The 16,638-nt window shown below is 58.8% G+C and carries 21 protein-coding genes, 4 tRNA genes and 1 pseudogene; 6 read left to right on the forward strand and 20 right to left on the reverse strand.

The window, feature by feature from the left end:
• Nucleotides 1-799 precede the first annotated feature (799 nt).
• Together mdoH and M3436_00605 are read right to left on the reverse strand one after the other, a co-directional pair.
• Nucleotides 800-2,926 carry a glucans biosynthesis glucosyltransferase MdoH gene (mdoH, locus tag M3436_00600; GenBank protein ID MDQ3562686.1) on the reverse strand — a complete coding sequence of 709 codons (2,127 nt, stop codon included), beginning with the start codon at nucleotides 2,924-2,926 and terminating at the stop codon, nucleotides 800-802.
• Entirely contained in the window at nucleotides 2,911-4,530 is a 1,620-nt protein-coding gene (locus M3436_00605; GenBank protein MDQ3562687.1) for a glucan biosynthesis protein, read from the reverse strand. The genes mdoH and M3436_00605 overlap by 16 nt, the downstream gene beginning before the upstream one ends.
• Nucleotides 4,531-4,706: 176 nt before the next feature.
• Between M3436_00605 and M3436_00610 the strand changes: the two genes are divergently transcribed.
• Nucleotides 4,707-4,910: a hypothetical protein gene (locus M3436_00610; protein ID MDQ3562688.1), complete on the forward strand. Its 204-nt coding sequence runs from the start codon at nucleotides 4,707-4,709 to the stop codon at nucleotides 4,908-4,910.
• 291 nt (nucleotides 4,911-5,201) lie between these two features.
• Here the strand turns inward: M3436_00610 and M3436_00615 are convergent, their stop codons facing one another.
• From M3436_00615 to M3436_00640, 6 genes and pseudogenes are all read right to left on the reverse strand, one after another.
• On the reverse strand, nucleotides 5,202-5,876 hold the full coding sequence (locus M3436_00615) for a protocatechuate 3,4-dioxygenase (protein MDQ3562689.1): 675 nt from the start codon (nucleotides 5,874-5,876) through the stop codon (nucleotides 5,202-5,204).
• 6 nt (nucleotides 5,877-5,882) lie between these two features.
• Nucleotides 5,883-6,686 (reverse strand): DUF3014 domain-containing protein, encoded by an 804-nt coding sequence (locus M3436_00620; GenBank protein ID MDQ3562690.1) that lies wholly within the window; start codon nucleotides 6,684-6,686, stop codon nucleotides 5,883-5,885.
• A 282-nt stretch (nucleotides 6,687-6,968) separates the two neighbouring features.
• Nucleotides 6,969-7,217, reverse strand: a pseudogene (locus M3436_00625) (hypothetical protein).
• 9 nt (nucleotides 7,218-7,226) lie between these two features.
• Nucleotides 7,227-7,664 carry a CBS domain-containing protein gene (locus M3436_00630; protein ID MDQ3562691.1) on the reverse strand — a complete coding sequence of 146 codons (438 nt, stop codon included), beginning with the start codon at nucleotides 7,662-7,664 and terminating at the stop codon, nucleotides 7,227-7,229.
• A gap of 219 nt (nucleotides 7,665-7,883) precedes the next feature.
• Complete coding sequence (locus M3436_00635) at nucleotides 7,884-8,072, reverse strand: DUF6496 domain-containing protein (GenBank protein ID MDQ3562692.1); 189 nt, start codon at nucleotides 8,070-8,072, stop codon at nucleotides 7,884-7,886.
• A 27-nt stretch (nucleotides 8,073-8,099) separates the two neighbouring features.
• Nucleotides 8,100-8,276, reverse strand: coding sequence for a hypothetical protein (locus M3436_00640; GenBank protein ID MDQ3562693.1), 177 nt, complete (start codon nucleotides 8,274-8,276; stop codon nucleotides 8,100-8,102).
• A gap of 1,470 nt (nucleotides 8,277-9,746) precedes the next feature.
• Between M3436_00640 and M3436_00645 the strand changes: the two genes are divergently transcribed.
• From M3436_00645 to M3436_00660, 4 genes are all read left to right on the forward strand, one after another.
• Nucleotides 9,747-9,823 (forward strand) — tRNA-Pro (locus M3436_00645).
• 49 nt (nucleotides 9,824-9,872) lie between these two features.
• Nucleotides 9,873-9,949, forward strand: a tRNA-Arg gene (locus tag M3436_00650).
• A gap of 73 nt (nucleotides 9,950-10,022) precedes the next feature.
• A tRNA-His gene (locus M3436_00655) sits at nucleotides 10,023-10,097 on the forward strand.
• Nucleotides 10,098-10,124: 27 nt separating this feature from the next.
• Nucleotides 10,125-10,200 (forward strand) — tRNA-Lys (locus M3436_00660).
• A 101-nt stretch (nucleotides 10,201-10,301) separates the two neighbouring features.
• Here the strand turns inward: M3436_00660 and M3436_00665 are convergent.
• The 6 genes from M3436_00665 to M3436_00690 all read right to left on the reverse strand — a co-directional run bounded on the left by M3436_00665 (nucleotide 10,302) and on the right by M3436_00690 (nucleotide 14,395).
• Entirely contained in the window at nucleotides 10,302-10,514 is a 213-nt protein-coding gene (locus M3436_00665) for a hypothetical protein (protein ID MDQ3562694.1), read from the reverse strand.
• A gap of 10 nt (nucleotides 10,515-10,524) precedes the next feature.
• Nucleotides 10,525-11,526 carry a tyrosine-type recombinase/integrase gene (locus tag M3436_00670; GenBank protein MDQ3562695.1) on the reverse strand — a complete coding sequence of 334 codons (1,002 nt, stop codon included), beginning with the start codon at nucleotides 11,524-11,526 and terminating at the stop codon, nucleotides 10,525-10,527.
• Between the two features lie 632 nt (nucleotides 11,527-12,158).
• Complete coding sequence (locus M3436_00675; GenBank protein ID MDQ3562696.1) at nucleotides 12,159-12,722, reverse strand: hypothetical protein; 564 nt, start codon at nucleotides 12,720-12,722, stop codon at nucleotides 12,159-12,161.
• Between the two features lie 417 nt (nucleotides 12,723-13,139).
• Nucleotides 13,140-13,346 (reverse strand): DUF4224 domain-containing protein, encoded by a 207-nt coding sequence (locus M3436_00680; protein ID MDQ3562697.1) that lies wholly within the window; start codon nucleotides 13,344-13,346, stop codon nucleotides 13,140-13,142.
• On the reverse strand, nucleotides 13,347-13,730 hold the full coding sequence (locus tag M3436_00685; GenBank protein MDQ3562698.1) for a hypothetical protein: 384 nt from the start codon (nucleotides 13,728-13,730) through the stop codon (nucleotides 13,347-13,349).
• An 11-nt stretch (nucleotides 13,731-13,741) separates the two neighbouring features.
• A complete protein-coding gene (locus M3436_00690; protein MDQ3562699.1) occupies nucleotides 13,742-14,395 on the reverse strand; it encodes a hypothetical protein in 654 nt (217 codons plus the stop codon).
• On the opposite strand from M3436_00690, the gene M3436_00695 reads away from it, so the two are divergent.
• Nucleotides 14,381-14,593: a hypothetical protein gene (locus M3436_00695; GenBank protein ID MDQ3562700.1), complete on the forward strand. Its 213-nt coding sequence runs from the start codon at nucleotides 14,381-14,383 to the stop codon at nucleotides 14,591-14,593. The two genes, M3436_00690 and M3436_00695, sit on opposite strands and share 15 nt — an antisense overlap.
• A 162-nt stretch (nucleotides 14,594-14,755) precedes the next feature.
• Here the strand turns inward: M3436_00695 and M3436_00700 are convergent, their stop codons facing one another.
• The 6 genes from M3436_00700 to M3436_00725 form a co-directional block, all read right to left on the reverse strand.
• Nucleotides 14,756-14,938: a hypothetical protein gene (locus M3436_00700; protein ID MDQ3562701.1), complete on the reverse strand. Its 183-nt coding sequence runs from the start codon at nucleotides 14,936-14,938 to the stop codon at nucleotides 14,756-14,758.
• On the reverse strand, nucleotides 14,935-15,087 hold the full coding sequence (locus tag M3436_00705) for a hypothetical protein (protein ID MDQ3562702.1): 153 nt from the start codon (nucleotides 15,085-15,087) through the stop codon (nucleotides 14,935-14,937). The genes M3436_00700 and M3436_00705 overlap by 4 nt, the downstream gene beginning before the upstream one ends.
• Before the next feature lie 138 nt (nucleotides 15,088-15,225).
• Nucleotides 15,226-15,423 (reverse strand): hypothetical protein, encoded by a 198-nt coding sequence (locus tag M3436_00710; GenBank protein MDQ3562703.1) that lies wholly within the window; start codon nucleotides 15,421-15,423, stop codon nucleotides 15,226-15,228.
• A gap of 10 nt (nucleotides 15,424-15,433) precedes the next feature.
• On the reverse strand, nucleotides 15,434-15,667 hold the full coding sequence (locus M3436_00715; GenBank protein ID MDQ3562704.1) for a hypothetical protein: 234 nt from the start codon (nucleotides 15,665-15,667) through the stop codon (nucleotides 15,434-15,436).
• Entirely contained in the window at nucleotides 15,664-15,876 is a 213-nt protein-coding gene (locus M3436_00720; protein ID MDQ3562705.1) for a hypothetical protein, read from the reverse strand. Before M3436_00720 ends, M3436_00715 begins: the two co-directional genes overlap by 4 nt.
• Nucleotides 15,869-16,405 carry a hypothetical protein gene (locus M3436_00725; GenBank protein MDQ3562706.1) on the reverse strand — a complete coding sequence of 179 codons (537 nt, stop codon included), beginning with the start codon at nucleotides 16,403-16,405 and terminating at the stop codon, nucleotides 15,869-15,871. Before M3436_00725 ends, M3436_00720 begins: the two co-directional genes overlap by 8 nt.
• Nucleotides 16,406-16,638: the final 233 nt, after the last annotated feature.

Consider the following 16,638-nt stretch of genomic DNA (forward strand, 5'->3'; position numbering starts at 1 on the left):
TACCGTATAAGCCGGTCAACGCATCCCCAGAAAGGATAGGATTGCTAGAATCACCACGATCATACCTATTAGATAAATGATGCCGTTCATGAATGCTCTCCCGAAAACATAATGATCGCCGGCGCTGCCGACACCTCAGCGACGCAGGGGCAAGCCCCATATTCGCTGGTGCATCAGTTTTGGGCAAGACCTATGCCATGCGGCGCGACCAGTGATTATTGCTCCACATCACGTGCTGAGATGTTCTGGCACGAGGGTTGTAAACCTCGCAAGTGATCCGTGTATGCACCTGCATAGCTCCATCTGGTTCTTCTGAATAAGTATCGACTTTATGACGAAACACAACCGCTTAATCGTAGATCCGCGTTAAAAGTGTACCATTCTTTAAGCCGGTTCTTTGATACGTCCACGCCGACCGTGAGACAGCCTGAAACGATCCAGTCGATAGCAAGCGCGGGTGGTGGCCGACGAGGTATGGTCAACGCGGGCTGTAAAATTTACATCGGCGAGCGTAATCCTTACCGCTGCCAACGATGAACTCGGTATTTCTCCGATCGCTGGCGCGAAGGCATGGGGATCGGCGCGGCGGCCGGCGACCTGGTCGGCGCGTTCATCCGGGGTATTTCATCCACTCGCCGGGTGTTACGGCCCGGTGAACGGCTCGCTGCTCCTGCAACTTCGCCGATCGCAACAGGCGCTGAATCGTCTTGAACAGGCAGTCGCTCAACATATTCAGACCGCAAAGTTGACTCCTTGCGAAATTTGACCTGTTCGTAAAGATGGTTTGCAATCAAGGCTTCTAGTTATCCGGCAATTCCGCAATCCGCTCCAGCAATCGCGGATCCCCGGCGACGTGCACCCGTTCGGCGGGACCCAACCATGCAAAAACTTCATTGAGCGTTTTTGCATCCAGCACTTTGCGTTCTGCTGTGAGGCGGTGCGGATCAGGGTGGCCGCGCGATTCAGCGGGGCGCGGCAGATTGCCGGAAATGTGGTCGTAGCGCGCCTGGCGATTGCGCGCGAGATAGCGCAGGCCGTCTTTCTGCCGCGCCGCTGCTTGGCCCAACAATTCATCGCGCCGGCGCACCACCTGCGGTGCGTGCTTTTCTTCCGGCGTACGCAAGAGGCCGAACCATGCGAACAACTTTCCGACCGCGACGCTGCCGCTCAGTTTCGACAGTGGTACTGCGAGCACCAGGCCTACCAGCGTCGGCGAGAGCCAGGCGAGCAATGTCGGCGAAATCAGATACGCGATCACGCCGATCAGAACGCCCATGATGAGGTGCGGCCAATGCACGCTCCACGCTTCGCTCCAGGCGGTCATCGAGGCGTGCCGGCGCTGCGAATTCCAGCCGGAGTCGCGGCCCGTGAGAATTTCGAGCACGTGATTCGTCTGCAGGAGCATCATGATCGGTGCATACAGCGCAGAAATGGTCGTCTCGAGCGCCGTGCTTGCGGTCACGCCGATGAAGCCGCCGCAGCCCTTGCGAACCTTCGGCGTGAACAGCGTCCGGACTAACCCAAGCACCTTCGGGGTCAACAGCACGATCATCGTAAAGATGAAGAGTTCGATCATGCGCTCGGCGTCGAATCGCGGCCAGTCGGGAAAGAGCTGGAACGCACGACTGAAATACTCGGGACGAATCAGCGTCGCCTGCAGCGTCAGCGCAAAGCCTACGATCAGCAGCATCAGCCACAAGGGCGATGAGAGATAACTCATGATGCCGATGAAGAAGTGCGCGCGATTCGTAAACGCAAGACCGTCCGCGCCGATGATCTTCGAATGCTGCAGATTGCCCTGCGCCCAGCGACGATCGCGGATCGCGACATCGACCAGCGATGGCGGACTTTCTTCCCACGAACCGTCCAGCTCCGGCGCCATGCGCACTTTCCAGCCGGCGCGCCGAATCAACGCCGCTTCGACGAAGTCGTGCGACAACACATGGCCGCCGAACGGTCGGCGGCCCGGCAGCTGCGGCAAACCGCAGGCCTGCGCAAACGCGGCAAGGCGAATGATCGCGTTGTGGCCCCAGTAGTTTCCTTCATTGCCCGACCACGCGGCGACGCCGCGCGCGATCAGTGCGCCATAGACGCGGCCTGAAAATTGTTGAATGCGTGCGAACACGCTCGCATGGCCGATCAGCATCGGTACGGTTTGCAGAATGCCCAGACGCGGATCCGCCTGCATGCGGCGCACGAGTTCGACCAGCGTCGAAGCAGACATCAGACTGTCGGCGTCGAGCACGATCATGTAGTCGTAACGGCCGCCCCAGCGCTTCACGAATTCTTCGACGTTGCCAGCCTTGCGCCCGGCGTTGTGCCAGCGCCGCCGATACCAGACCGGAATGGTTTCGCGCAGCGTGCGACGCAGTTCATCGGCCGCGAGTGATTCGTTGATCCAGGCGTCGACGTTCGTCGAATCGGAAATGATGACGATTTCGAAATGTTGTGCGGCGTCGTTCTGCGCAAGTGCTTCCGCCATCGCCTGCAAGCCTGCGGTCGTGCGCGAGGGATCTTCGTTGTAGATTGGCATGACGAGCGCCGTGTGACTGCCGGCGATCGACGTGTCCGGATTGCCGCGTGGCGGAGGCACGAGAAAGCCAGTGATTGTCGATGCGGCTGCGAAGGCGATCCACGCGAGGGTGACCGCGAAGAACAGGATCATGACGCCTTGCAGAAACGTCATGTTCGCGAAGCTCACAATGCCGAGCATCTCATAGACGCCGTAGCCGGTGATCGCAAGCGCACCGAGGATAGTCAATGCGCGCGCGAAGATCGCGCGCGCCGGTGCGGCTTCCATCTGCAGCGACGCCGGCGCGCGGCGCAGATCCTGCACTGGCATGTCGAGCGGGCGCTCGAAAGGCATGCCGCCGCGCATTACGTCGCGGCCTTCCGGCGGAATCGCCGACTTCAGCTGGCTGTCCATCGATACAACCAGGTCTCGCTCGCGGGACGCTTGCCTCGCAATACACGTAAGCGCAGTTCGGCGACCTCAGCGTCGCCCGGGTCGAGTTCGAAGCTGGCGCGCACGCCCTTCGTGAGCGGGTTCGGTTGCAGCACGAGGTTCGAGAGCTTGCCCGCCGACGTGCCGGCGCGGAGCTTCAGTCCCTCGATCGAACGGCCGGTGCCGCTGAACTCGATGACGAAGATACGCCGCTTGCCGTCGAGGCTCGGGCCGGTGCGCGTCGCCGTCGCCTTGCCGATCGCCAGCGGAAGCTTTGGCTGCGAATTCCAGCGTATGCGATACGAGGTATGCCACGGCTTGCCCGCCGGTATCACGTGCTTCGGACGCCAGAACGCGACGATGTTGTCGTTCGCCTCGTTGTCGGTCGGAATCTCGACCAGCTGCACCGAACCTTCTCCCCATTGGCTCGTCGGTTCGATCCAGGCGCTCGGCCGATCCTCGTAGTGCGCTTCGAGATCGTGATAGTCGGAAGCGCGGCGCGAGCGCTGAATCAGGCCGAACGCTTTCGGCGCTTCGGAGGTGAAACTCGATACCTGCAACAGCGTCGGATTGCGCAGCGGCCTCCATACGCGTTCGCCGGAAGCGAGCACGATCTGCAGGCCGTCGGAGTCGTGCACCTCATCGCGAAAATCATCGATGCGCGTGCGCTCAGATTCATCGAACAGGAACATCGACGTGAGCGGCGCAATGCCGACATGGTCGAGCGCTGTGCGGGGAAACAGCGTGACGTCGATGTTTATGATCGTCTCGCTGCCGGGAATGATGGAAAACCGATAGGCGCCGGTCGTCGATTCGCTGTCGAGCAGCGCGTGCACCACGATACCGGAGGCGTTGGCTGCGGGCCGCTCAATCCAGAACTCTGTGAACGCCGGAAATTCCTCGCCCATGGCGTGCGCCGTGCGGATTGCAAGCCCACGCGCCGACAGCCCGTACGCGCCGCCCTTGTCGATCGCGCGGAAGTAGGAGGCGCCCTGAAACACCAGGAGTTCGTCCCAGACGGAGCGTGAGTTCAGGCGCGTACGCATGCGAAAGCCGGAGAGCGGCAACGACTGATTGGCGAGTTGCTTCGCAACCAGCGGGCCGAGAGAGAACATTCCGGGCGCGCCGCGAACATCCCGGGCAATCTGGTTTTCCACAATCGACACCTTGACCGGCTTCTTGAAGATAAAGCCCGCCGGCAGGAACTCGACGCGAAACGGCACCTGCTCCTTTCGCCAGATGCCTTCGTCCGCGTTAAAGCGAATGTCCCGATACTGGTCGTACGTCAGTTGTTGCAGCGCCGGTGAGCCGTCCAGGTTCTTCGGCGCCCAGGGGCTCGCCGCCGCGCGGCGCGCGGCTTCAATCACCGTATTCGCGGTAAACACTTGCTGCGTCGCGGATTTCGCCTGGGGTTCGGTCCGCGTCGCGGCCGCGCCCGCGCCACAGCTAAACGTGACGGCGAGAAGGAGCGTCCAGTACCGGCGCATGGGGCGAGCTTCCCGGCGCCTTGCTGCGAGAGCGCGCACCTTCGCGCCATCGCTCGAAGTGACGGAAACAGGTTCGTTGGAGAACTCTGTTGGGGTCATCCGAAGTCCACTGGCTCCCGCTTGTCCTTGTTGAAGTTTATAGAGGTCTGGCAGACGAGTAGCCCGAGAGTTCCCCGATTCCGGACCGAAATAGCGCGTGATTGACAGCTAACAGGTCCAGTCGTATCTTCCCTGTAATTGCTGAAAGGCTTTATCACATGGTAGACGACACGATTATGGATCCCAAGCTGACCGCGGAAGAGTTGAGTTGGTTGAAAAACCTGGATACCGACAGCCCAATCAAGCCTGAGGTGCCGGAATCCATCGCAGCGCGGCTGGTCGAGCAAGGGCTTGCGATCAAGTTGGTCGAAGGTGGTTTGCAATTGACGACGCTTGGACGCGAGCAATTGGCGGACAGCGGCGGTATCAAGGAATCGTAGGATACGCGTGATTCTACAGGTTATGGCCCTTGGTGGATGGCGGAGCGAAGATGAGAACTGCAGTGGTCATTTTGTTCCTCGGGGTGGTCGTAGGAGCTTACCTATTCTATGTCCGCGGCAGGGGCGTGCAACCCGCGACCAGCGCGCCCCAGACGATCGAAAGGCAAGGTGTCGCACGAACCTACGCGTGGACCCAAAAGGCGGAGATGCCCACGCCCATCGCAGAAGCGCGGCGCCCTCTTTGGCATGGTGATTGGCGCTATAGGTCAAAACACAACAACGGCACAGACCTCATATTCGGGCTAGCCCTCTGGTGAGGCCCAGCACGATGTCGAAGCGCGCGGCGAGTTCGCCGACGCCTGACCCCTCGATCGGGGCGAAATCCACTATGACCGCACGGCGCGCTTGTGGGTCCTCGATGGTATTGAGGATGCCATCGCGTTCGTTCCCCGGGTGGCCTTGGACATAACACTGGGTGGTCCACTTTCCTCGGCCTTTCATCTTTATGGCAAAGTGGATGTGAGGGGCGGGACGGCTGGGGTAGGGGACTGGCTTGATGGTCCGGAAATAGTACTCACCGCTCTGCCCGGTCAGGAAACGCCCGAATCCTTGAAAGCTCATATCGCGCTTCTTCCGGTTGGCGCTACCCGAATGGAGGTAGACGCCCTGGTTGTCCACCTGCCAGATCTCGACCAGAGCGTTCCTGATGGGGTCCCCATGCACATCGAGGATCCTGCCCCTGAGGTGCGTGACTTCGCCCACTGCGGGCGTTAGGTCCTCGTTGGTGACAAGTAAATCATTGTCGGTGTCGAACGGTAGCTTATCCGGGTAGAAGGGCCCTTCGGTCTGCCTCGGCGTCGGCACGAGCGCTTGGGCGCCTGCGCCGCGAGCCATCAAGGTCATCACGCCTAGTGTGAGTGTACGTAGAAAGACACGGCGGTTCGGGAGCAGCACGGAATTACTCATGAGTATTCACGGCGTATCAGCCTTGACGGCGATCGACGCCCGAATCTCGCGCAGCTTTGCCTTGACCGCCGCCGCGTTCGCGGGTCCCATGCGGATCAGGGTTTTCTGGCCCCAGGAACGTTTTTCCAATTCTGGATCGGCGAACTGGTAGAGCACCTTGGGCTGGACGAGCCGGATGGGGTCGCTGATGTCGGGCGTTGCCAGCAAATGGTCGATGATCGGGATCAGGCGGTCGTTGAAGTAGCGGCCGGGATAGCCCAGGTTCTCGTAAGCTTTCTGAAAAAGCGGGTAGTAATGCTGGTACACATCCGCGAACCGTTTGGCGTCTACTGCGCGCAGTGCCGAAATGTAAGGCTCATAGCGCTTCGCATTGTCCGGACTCAGGGTGATGATTGTCTCGCCCTTGGCGTTGACCACCGGCAGCCCAGGGACATGCTTCATGGGGCGGAAGTGTAGCGGCACGGGGCCGCGATCCAAGCTGTCGATCGTCGCGACCAAATGTCGAATGATCTCCGTCGGGAGAAGAAAGGCATCAATGGGCGCCTTGCCGAAGCTTTTCTCCATAGAGCCCCGCACGGCTTCGTCGCTCTCGTCGAGCGCGGGCAGCGGCGGCGCCTGCTCCGGCGCTTCGGTCGCCGGAACGGGGTAGTGGATCTCCGGTTGAGCGGTTTCGGGCGCCCGCGCTGACGGCTTGGGCGGCGGAGCGCTCGCGGTCTCCGTTGGTTGCGGGTCTTGCCTGTAATAAAAAACGGCCGCAGCGGCAGTGAGCACCGCCGCGATCGCCAGGACAATCCATCTCGTTGTCGTCATGCGCCTTAGCTCGGGATGGGTTTAATTAATTGATATTATTGGTGGCTATGGGTGGATTCGAACCACCGACCTCAGCATTATGAGGACTCCGCTCGGATCGTAACTTATTGTTTTAATTAACTGTCTGCCCGCGCCCGTTGCACGTGAAATGGCGGACAGTGTCTAACGGTGTCGTACTGAGTCCCGCAAAACTCCCGAAAAGCGATCTATCATCGAATTCCAGTACACGCCGTGATGCACTAAAAGCTACCGTGTGGCCGTCAATTCGTTGCGTATGAATTTTCAGGAATGACAAGCTCGCCGGATATCCTCGTGGCTCTGATCATGGCGGACTAGCTCTCTCCTCGAGGATTGCCGTGATGCGTCAGGCAAGTCGGGAATTGACGCGGAATGTCGGATCGTCTCCCGCTGTTCATGCCACAGCACGGGTGGATCGACGGCTAGATCAAACAGCGTGGTGTGATTCGGCGAGGTGTCGTCCAAGATGGCTGCGACGATGTGCGGTGCCAGGGTGGTCAGGTTGACCGGCCGATCGCTCTCTTACTTCGGGCTGGATTGTGAAATTTCTCTGACTATTTCAGCGGTTTTCTGAGGCTGGTTAACGCGCGTCGCCACGTCCGCCTGGGCGATGATCCCGACAAGTTTATTGTCATCGTCAACGACAGGAATGCGGCGCAATTGATGCTCAGACATCGCATCCAGCGCCTTTTGCAGGTCATCATCAGGACGGCAGGTCACGACCTTGCGCGTCATCACCTCTTCCACTTTCGTGGATTTGGGGTCGCGCCCATCGGCAACCACTTTTAAAGCCAGATCGCGATCGGTCACGATGCCGACTAACTTTTTAGTCTGTTCGTTTTCAATGACAGCAATCGGACCGATATTCTCGTTCTTCATCAATTGCGCCGCCCTTGCCACCGCGTCGGTTGGCAAGCAATAAATCGGGTTTTTCGTCATCACTTCATTACATTTCTTCATGGGGTTGGCCTTTCTTGAATTATAAAGCTTATTGTCGTTGGTTTAATGCAAGTAGCCAAGCGCCAAAAGCCCTATCAACATTACGATGATAGTTCGACCATTAGAATTCTTATGAGTGATCCTATATGACTGAATCTTATATGCGCGCGGTCGCACGCCCTCGCGAGCGGCGAATGTCCCGGCGCTCGAGCCGTTTTCCTGTCGCTGCCGATTCGGCTGCTACTTCGACGATGATTTCTTGCGCGGCACCTTGGCGCCTGCGCGCCGGGCCTCGGAAAGCCCGATCGCGATCGCCTGTTTCCGACTCTTGACCTTCTTGCCGGTGCTGCCGCTCTTCAGCGTGCCTGCCTTGCGCTCGTGCATGACCTTCCTGACTTTCTCCGATGCCTTTTTCCCGTACTTTGCCATTGCGTTCTCCCTATCCTAAGTGGTCCTTTAGTTCAGGCGACCATTGATGCCGCCCATGCTGAGCCGTCCCGCGCCCAGCACTGTTACCGCCAGCGCCGCAAAGACGAACATCCCCTGCAGCTCGAGCGCCCAGCCGCCCGTTTTGGACATCGTGAAGACCTGGTACGCATGCATTACCGCGATGACCATGTTGATCGCGATCACAACGCCCGCCGCCCGCGTCCACACGCCGACGAGAAGCTGTCAGATCAAATTTCTACTTCTACAAATTTGCTGCTCTGCAAAGCCGAGCATGGTGTCAGCTACCTCTACGAGCCGTCAAGTAAGAAGGCGCTGGCGATGCTGCACAGCCCACGGCGCCTGCACCCATCAGCTGGGCCCGGCTGCTCAAGCGGGTTACGATTTCGATATTGAGCACTGCCCCCACTGCGGCGGTACCTTGAAGATCATCGCCGCCATCGAAAATCCCCACGTTATTGCCAAGATCCTCACCCATCTCAGCTTGTCCGCCCGGGCACCGCCCCGCTCACCGGCGCGGCCATTCGATCGACTTCGAATGGCCCGATCCCAGACTCTTACCCCTCCTATCCGGTTCAGCTCACTGAGCCCACAACCTCCCTTGGCCCGCACTCGCGCAAGACGCCAAAACGTTCCGAAACCTGGCGCCTCGGGCCGATAAATATCCCGGAAAGTCCCCGCTCCTGGACCCAGGACACGCGTGATTGACACCCTGCAGGGTAAGCAGTACCTTCACTTTTGAGGAAAAAGGGCGTTTAAAAATCCTATACGCTATACGTATAAATAACTTGACCGGTTGCGCGCGCGTAACCGATACTATGCATCATAGGAATAAACGACAGGACCTAACATATGGATATGGCTATACGATTTTCCAAATTTGCACTGGCGTCATTGATAGGCGTAACTGCGTACACGTTTGTAGCTTCGGTAATAGGACTGATGGCAAGCGTAAACGCACTAAGGGATTCCAGGATAGACCCCGAGGGCGAGCCAGTCCTCGGCCAGGAGAAAAAAATTCCACGAGGACTTTTCAACGCGCGCGGTAAAGAAATAGGAGTATAGGATTATGGATATTGTATTGGTGTTACCGTTTCTTTTCGGTTTCGTGTCTGGCGCTTGGGTCGTTAATAGGTTTCTGCGGAACTATCACAAAAGACACGCTTATTGGTTATATACCCAGTGGGTCGCCAGCCATTCGGTGTTAGCGCCGGTAAATCTCGCTGCGGCAGAGTTAAGGGAGTGCGAGGACCTATTTTAACGTTGAGAGGAGAGGCCTATTGAGCACTGCCCCCACTGCGGCGGTACCTTGAAGATCATCGCCGCCATCGAAAATCCCCACGTTATTGCCAAGATCCTCACCCATCTCAGCTTGTCCGCCCGGGCACCGCCCCGCTCACCGGCGCGGCCATTCGATCGACTTCGAATGGCCCGATCCCAGACTCTTACCCCTCCCATCCGGTTCAGCTCACTGAGCCCACAACCTCCCTTGGTCCGCACTCGCGCAAGACGCCAAAACGTTCCGAAACCTGGCGCCTCGGGCCGATAAATATCCCGGAAAGTCCCCGCTCCTGGACCCAGGACACGCGTGAAGGAAGGATTGACGTGATCACCGGCCGTGCGTATTATCGCCTCGCTTTCGCGGGATCTGTCTAGCGGGGCATAGCGCAGCCTGGTAGCGCACCTGCTTTGGGAGCAGGGAGTCGGGGGTTCAAATCCCTCTGCCCCGACCAACCTCGCCGCGCATGGGTTTACATGGGCGAAAGACTCATCTTGGGATACGCGCCTGTAGCTCAGCCGGATAGAGCATCAGCCTTCTAAGCTGAGGGTCGCAGGTTCGAGTCCTGCCAGGCGCGCCAATGTGGACTTGGGAAAAGCTTGGTCTGCGGCGGAAGCCCTTCACCAAGTTGCGTGCTAAGACGCAAGGTCATGGTGGGCGTAGCTCAATGGTAGAGCCCCGGATTGTGGATCCGGCTGTTGTGGGTTCGAGTCCCATCGCTCACCCCATCGCTCGGGCATGTTGGTGTACATAATGGGCCGTTAGCTCAGTTGGTAGAGCAGCTGACTCTTAATCAGTAGGTCGTAGGTTCGAGCCCTACACGGCCCACCAAAAATCAATAACTTGCAAATGGCGCCGCGCGTGTGAGTGGTCGTTTTGTTTTTTCTGAGCCACAGAAATAACGGATAACTAACAAAATAACTAACAGGCCATCACCAAAAGCGCTCGTTATCCCACAAGCCTGGCCGGTCCCTTCCAGGAGCAACCCCCTCCAGCTCGTAGTAGGCTTCTAGCGCTAACTGGTAGTCCCTTCCCAAGTGCCGCATTACCTGCCGGCCCTCAACACGGGGCGTCCAGTAGTAAGCCCCGTGCTTCAACACCATGCGCGGCGGCAAATGCATGTTCGACTCCTTGTGTCTTCCCATCACCCGTTCCTCATCGCAACGGCCTCACCAAGATTTCCCCAGGCACCAAATACCCTTCGGTCGCCTGCCGGCTCTTGTGCGCGCCGATCGACTGGGCGTAGTCGAGCCCTCCCTGGCGGTTGGCCTCGTTAATGGCCCGACGGCGCAGGTCATGGAACGTCAAACCCTTGACACCGGCTCGCCGTAACGCGCTCTTCCAGATCGAGTCGAACCCGCTGGTGGTGTACTGCTGACCGCGGCGGTTGGCGAATAGGTACAGCGACCCCACGCGCCGGCGCAGGGCTCTAGCCCGGTCGATGACCTCCCGCAGCGCCTCGGACCACTCGAAGGTGACAATGGCGCCAGTCTTCTGGACCTCTACCCGCAAGCCTTGAGCCGTGATGTCGGACAGTCGGATCTTGAGCATGTCCCCCTTGCGCAAGCCGATTAGAAGCACCAGATCGACCATGCAGCAGAGCTGCTCGCTAGCGGCAATGTGAATGGCGGCCAGCTCGGCATCGCTCGGCAGGCGCTTCCGCTTGCGCTCGGGGTTGCGAGGAGCGCCGCGGCAGGGGTTCTCGTCACACCAGCCCCAGCGGATGGCGGACTGGAAGACTGAGGACAGGCAAGCGATCTCACGGTTACCCTCGATCTTGGCCGATCGCCGATCGAGGTATTGGGCGATGTCGGAACGGCGAACGGAAGTGAGCTGGGAGTCGCCGAAAACCTTGCGCAGCTCTCCAGGATGCCGAATATAGCGCCGGTAGTCCTTCTGCGTCTTCTCGGCCTTGCCAGGCAGGACCTCGCGGTCGTAGCGGCTAAGCGCGTCGTTGACCGTGCTGCCGGCGAGGGTCCGTTGTTCCCGCTGGTAGTAGAGGTTGATGGCCTCGGTGAAGTTGGCGGAGAGCCGCACCATCTGCTGGCGCCCGCCGATGCGTGGCGTGTGAAAAAAGGCCCCGTGCCTGAGAACCATCCGGGGCGGGAGGTGGGTGTTGTGGATCTTGCTGCGGCCCATAGCGCCAGAATCATACATGACCTTTTCTCCTCCTTGTGGTCCAGGCTTTCTTTAATACCTCATTGGTATCCAAAGTTTGATGCCAGGCCCGGCCCTTAACCTCACAATCTCGCACGTTGTCTGGTTGCGTTCCCAAGAATAAATGATCTGGGTTAACGCAATTTCTGACATCGCATTTATGTAGTACAAGCAGCCCTTCAGGCACCTGGCCATAATGAAGATCCCAGGAAACCCTGTGCGCACGTACTTCTTGAGAGCCCCTACTGCGTCTGAACAGTCCATACCCTGAATAATTGGTGTGCCCAGTCCAAAGCCAGCACGTCTCTGTTTTATTAACCTTGTGCCAAAATCTTACTTCAAATGGCGTGCGTGGCCACTTTCCCTGCCTGATCCCATCACAGGCAGAGGTGATCAGGGCGACTTCGATAGGTTGTTTCTTTCTTCGGCATATCGATGGCTTGACATGGCGCCAAGCGGTATACCTAGCTAACCCGTACTGGACAAGTGCTTCTATGGTCTTGGTGTATGGAGCATCTTCTCCACCAATCCCATCGTCCCCAGCCCAATGACCAAAATCGTAGAGTCTCAGCCTCCCACCATTCTTCCTGGCAGACTCGATCGCCTGGAACATCGTGGCGGTGATTCTCATCTCACCGCTCCTGCTGGAGCTTCTCGGCCTCGGCCATGATTGAATACAGGATGACGGTATCCACTTGTTTCAGCAGACCATCGACGGCATCCAGAGCGTTAGCAACGTAAATCAGTTCCACGGAATTGCCCTCCGCCAGCCGCTCCTCCGCATCGGATGAGAGCAGCATGACGATTCCATGAGCGCGAGCGAGAAGCGTGGACAAGAGGTCCAGATGAAGCTCGTGCGAAGCAGTGGGATCTGGGATGAAAAACGTTTCCGGCGTGAACGCCGGGAGGTCTTGAGTTGACATATAGAAACACTCCTTGCCGAGGTTAATAAATCCCTCGCAGGAACGTTTCTTAGTCGCGCCCGCGAAGGCGTCGGGGCTTAAGAAACCGAGACAAGTCGGTCGCGGTAATTCCCCTTTCGGGTCTTGTATTCGCGCCGCCCCGACAATGAAAGCATCGGGCACAACAAAGCCGCGTCTGTCGGTCGCGGCTTTACCGCTTGTCTCGGAGTTTCTCAGACTCCAAGACGCAGGGTAAACCCGCCGCCGTGCGAATGTCAACGCGCAGGCCGTCATCTCACCAGCTCCAGTAGCCCCGTTAGCGGTCAGGTTCCAACTTGGCGGATCTTCCCACGACGCGCCTCAGAATGCGTTCGATATCCCCACCAATCATAGGCGGCGACAATAGATACAGAATCGTGTGCGGTGGGTTCCACATGTCAAGGTCGGCGACCGTGCGCCAGATCCATCCGTGCAGCGTACACCACGACTCTAGTCCGCTGGTGTCGGCAGTACGATAGGGCTCTGTGGTGATAACGTAGGACGCTCCGTCGCGCCACACATTTGTATGGTCAGCCCCATGCGGGTAACGCTCGCCGTGCTCTCCGAAAACTCGTTGATGCGCTAAGGACGGCTTCAAGCCCGTAAGTTGTGCAAAGCGCTGTACCCTCTTTGCCGTGCTCTCGTCCATGCTTTGCCATGGTAGTTTTATGGTCATCTCACCAGCTCCAACCGCGGCCGGTCCTTGGTTCTAATCTTCGGGTCCTGCACTAACCGCCGCTCGACCTCGCGCACCGCGACCACCGGAAACCCGGCGGCTGAGACGATGTGCGGGATGCGCCGCTCGGCGAGCCAGGCAATTTGCCCTGCGCGCCGCTTACGGCCGGTGAGGATCACGAGTTGTTCGTCGGTGAGGAACATCTAATGATCACTCCTTGGGGCTACCTCGCCGCCGGTGTGCTCGATGTCGAACCGTCTGCCAAGGTCCGCGAGCACCGCTTCAAATAGGTTGTGGTCACGCTCGGCCAGATCGGAGAAATGCCGCAGCATGCCGACCGTGCGCTCCAATGCCGTACGTTGCGCATCGCGATCGCCGCCGTAGTCTTCGAGTTTCGAGCGTATCCGCAAGCCAGGACCCTCGAACCACGCCATACTCCACGAGGGGTCGATGGCGAGCAGAAATTCACTAAGGTGGTCCTCATAGAGCACTACATGCGCGGCGATGTCGTGGCGCTTGATGATCTCGATGATCTCGCTCATGGCCTCGCGGAGCTTGGGACTGTAGTTTGCGGTCTGGTTACTCATGAGCGTGCTATTCATGGAAACAAAATATCGTTGGCGATGGCGATGCCGCCGCGCTCCGTGATCAGTCCGTTGCGGCGCAGGTCTCCCAGATAAGTCGAGAACGTTCCGCCGGTCTTCTCCATGTTGACCGCCTCGGCAATGGTTTCCCTGTAGAGGCCGTGCTTGCCTGCCGCGACAACGGCTTCAAGCATGCGGAACGCCCCGGCGCGCAGTGCGCCACGCCACATCGCCATCGCCTCAGCGTGCGATGTCGGCGCTTGCGGAATGTCAGCCCCTACCGATTCAATGCCGGCCTGCGTCGCGTAGATGAGACCGTCAATCTCTTCGATGTAACCCGCTCTCCGCAGATCGCCAAGGTAGGTTTGGAACGTGCCACCCGTGTGCGTGAAGCGTGTGAGCACGCCGACCTGGGGGCGGGAATAGCCAGCGGGATAACGAGCGGCGAGCTCGCGAAGAATCCGCACAGCTCCCGCGCGAAGATGCGAATTGCCGTCGGCGGAATGCTTAACCGGGTGTAAAGCTGTACTTGACAACTTTACAGGGTTGGGCCGTTTTGCAGTTTCTGCGACTAGACCTGGCTCGGCATGCGGCGTTTTCCCCAATGCTTTGTGCAGCGCCTTCAGACCGGTTAGCGCCGATTCCAACTGCTCTTGGCATTTCGTCACCGAGATCTCGCCGGCTATGTCGTGCAGCGCCTTGTCGTAGCCGTCAATGAGGCCACGTCGCCGTGTGCTCTCCAGCAAGCCCTCCAGTTCTTTGGGGTCGGGCTGCTGCGGTTTCTTCGCGAGTTCGCGCTGAAGCTCGGCAATTCGCGCTCGCAGAAGCTTCGGGTCATCCTGCTGCTTCGCCTCGATCGCGGCTGAGAGCTTGCCGCTTGGGGTCTACGCAGCGGGTTCCCGGTGTTTATATTCGGTGAGACGCACGGTGATCTGCCATTGCAGGAGACGGATGGCAAGGTGCTCGCCGAGTTTGTTGTCACCGAGCAGGTGCCCGTGATCCTATCGCTACGGCATCTGGCGGTTTGCTCATGCGCCTGGGTGTACCCCGAAGTATTCAGGGGTGGGGTGGTCTGGCGGCTTCAACGCGATGCCATGCATGTCGATCAGGTGCGCGTGGAAAGCGTGGTTGTAGCCGGCCTCGATGAGCTTGGCCTTGATCTCGTCGTAGGTCGCCTGGCTCACTTCGAGAACTGCGTAGGTGTGGGTCATACGCTGAAGCGTCTTATCGACACGGTGTTATCTCCCGCCCGGATGCGCAGGACGAACGCCCTGAAGGTCTCGTCGGGCTCGGCGCTGGCGCGGATATACTTACCCTCCCCGCACGCATGGACCTGCAACTCGAAGCTCTCGGCGCACACCGGGCACACCCCATACGACCCGAACAGGAACCCCCTTGGGCGTCAGAGTCGCTAAAATCTTCCGAGCAGAAATCGCAACAAACCATTTGACCTATATCCACGGGGGTCCCTGGATTGCGCCCGGCTTCGTCCCAAGCGTCAGTCAGGTTTTTGTTCATGCTGTACACATGCTACGAAGCGCTCAACGGCATCCGGACTCGGCACGATGTCGCGCGCGCGCCCCGCGTTAAGGATCTTGACGCACCTGTCCACGTTGACCTTCGGCACGCCAGTGACCAGGCGGTACTTGCGCGCCGAGTCAAGCACCAGGACGCCCTCGGCGATGTCAACGGCCATTTGCCATTCATCATTGCTCGTTGGTGTCTTGTGTGGATAACCTGTTCTTCGCTTCAAGGTAGTCTTTCTCAATGCCCTGGACTCTCAACAGTGTCTCCAGCACCGCCTGCATGCAAAGAAGCTCGTGGTCTGCCTTCACCGCGGAGAGCTTCCCAAGCGTGACCCACTTGGGGTACACGCGCTGGCGCATCGCTATCTCGCGCCGCACGCACGTAAGCTGCTCGTCGAGGGTGATGTCGCTCATGAGTCCGCCGGTATCGCGCGGCAGCGTTTCAAGTTATAACCGCCTACGATTCCATCGACCATAACGACCGCTGTATGGCCTCCCAATAACCACGCCTCGCTTCTGGTTTTTGTGTCCATTCCTTTGCCACTATCCAGAGTCACGATCACCCGTGTCGCGACTGGATAGGTGGCATTCCACTCCTCGACGAGTTTCTTCTTATCATCCATTTTCGGCCTCGACGGTGATAGCGACGATCTTCACCATGACATGCTGGTAGCCTTTCTTGCTCGGGCACTGTCGGCGGCACAAGGCCGAGGATCCCCCTGTCTGGTGAGCATTGGCGAAACCGAGCTTATCGAGGGTCCCTTTCACTATGTTCATCACGAACCTCTCAGTGCGGGATTTTTTGAAACAGAACTCGATCGCGCCATCGTCGCGGACGTTATACCCCTCGCCGGGGGAATCGCCCTCCTCATGGGGCCGTGGTTCGACTTTCTTGTTTACTTTCCGTTCGGCATCCAGGATGAGCTTTGCGGTCTGCTGGATAGCCTCTAGCTCTGCCGCCAGCCGCTCATCACTCGGGAGAACGAGACACCCACCCTTACCAGGTGGGCCGGAGACGACGTTCCGGCACGCAACACAGAAGACGAGATCCTTATCGCTGGAGTCCAGCACCGGGAAGAACATCGTGCCGGAAGCGGCGTCGTTGTCTTTGTGGGCGTTGGTTCGCCCGCAGTGGGGACATTTCAGGGGCATGATCCGTCATGCCCGCGAGTGCTTCCCTGTAGATTGATATCCGGTTTAGGCGGCGGATCGGTTACAGAAGCGGACTCCGTTTCCCTTATGGCCGCTTGGGCATCCTTCATGTGTTGTTCGGCAACATCGTTGGGTATTGGCACTAGAATTACAGCCGCGATCAATAGTTGGTCTCGTCCCGCCCCTCTGCCGCACACCTGCAAAAGGGCCTCTGCCTTCCACCAAAGAAGGGC

It is taken from the genome of Pseudomonadota bacterium (assembly GCA_030859565.1).
GTDB lineage: Bacteria > Pseudomonadota > Gammaproteobacteria > JACCXJ01 > JACCXJ01 > USCg-Taylor.

What these genes read in the sequence shown, in the direction of transcription:
- M3436_00725 (MDQ3562706.1), bottom strand. Translation starts at nt 16,405, where the DNA reads ATGCCCCTGAAATGTCCCCACTGCGGGCGAACCAACGCCCACAAAGAC.
- M3436_00675 (MDQ3562696.1), bottom strand. Translation starts at nt 12,722, where the DNA reads ATGACGGCCTGCGCGTTGACATTCGCACGGCGGCGGGTTTACCCTGCG.
- M3436_00700 (MDQ3562701.1), bottom strand. Translation starts at nt 14,938, where the DNA reads ATGACCCACACCTACGCAGTTCTCGAAGTGAGCCAGGCGACCTACGAC.
- M3436_00610 (MDQ3562688.1), top strand. Translation starts at nt 4,707, where the DNA reads ATGGATCCCAAGCTGACCGCGGAAGAGTTGAGTTGGTTGAAAAACCTG.
- M3436_00670 (MDQ3562695.1), bottom strand. Translation starts at nt 11,526, where the DNA reads ATGTATGATTCTGGCGCTATGGGCCGCAGCAAGATCCACAACACCCAC.
- M3436_00605 (MDQ3562687.1), bottom strand. Translation starts at nt 4,530, where the DNA reads ATGACCCCAACAGAGTTCTCCAACGAACCTGTTTCCGTCACTTCGAGC.
- mdoH (MDQ3562686.1), bottom strand. Translation starts at nt 2,926, where the DNA reads ATGGACAGCCAGCTGAAGTCGGCGATTCCGCCGGAAGGCCGCGACGTA.
- M3436_00720 (MDQ3562705.1), bottom strand. Translation starts at nt 15,876, where the DNA reads ATGGATGATAAGAAGAAACTCGTCGAGGAGTGGAATGCCACCTATCCA.
- M3436_00615 (MDQ3562689.1), bottom strand. Translation starts at nt 5,876, where the DNA reads ATGAGTAATTCCGTGCTGCTCCCGAACCGCCGTGTCTTTCTACGTACA.
- M3436_00680 (MDQ3562697.1), bottom strand. Translation starts at nt 13,346, where the DNA reads ATGTTCCTCACCGACGAACAACTCGTGATCCTCACCGGCCGTAAGCGG.
- M3436_00685 (MDQ3562698.1), bottom strand. Translation starts at nt 13,730, where the DNA reads ATGAGTAACCAGACCGCAAACTACAGTCCCAAGCTCCGCGAGGCCATG.
- M3436_00665 (MDQ3562694.1), bottom strand. Translation starts at nt 10,514, where the DNA reads ATGGGAAGACACAAGGAGTCGAACATGCATTTGCCGCCGCGCATGGTG.
- M3436_00635 (MDQ3562692.1), bottom strand. Translation starts at nt 8,072, where the DNA reads ATGGCAAAGTACGGGAAAAAGGCATCGGAGAAAGTCAGGAAGGTCATG.
- M3436_00620 (MDQ3562690.1), bottom strand. Translation starts at nt 6,686, where the DNA reads ATGACGACAACGAGATGGATTGTCCTGGCGATCGCGGCGGTGCTCACT.
- M3436_00715 (MDQ3562704.1), bottom strand. Translation starts at nt 15,667, where the DNA reads ATGAGCGACATCACCCTCGACGAGCAGCTTACGTGCGTGCGGCGCGAG.
- M3436_00710 (MDQ3562703.1), bottom strand. Translation starts at nt 15,423, where the DNA reads ATGGCCGTTGACATCGCCGAGGGCGTCCTGGTGCTTGACTCGGCGCGC.
- M3436_00630 (MDQ3562691.1), bottom strand. Translation starts at nt 7,664, where the DNA reads ATGAAGAAATGTAATGAAGTGATGACGAAAAACCCGATTTATTGCTTG.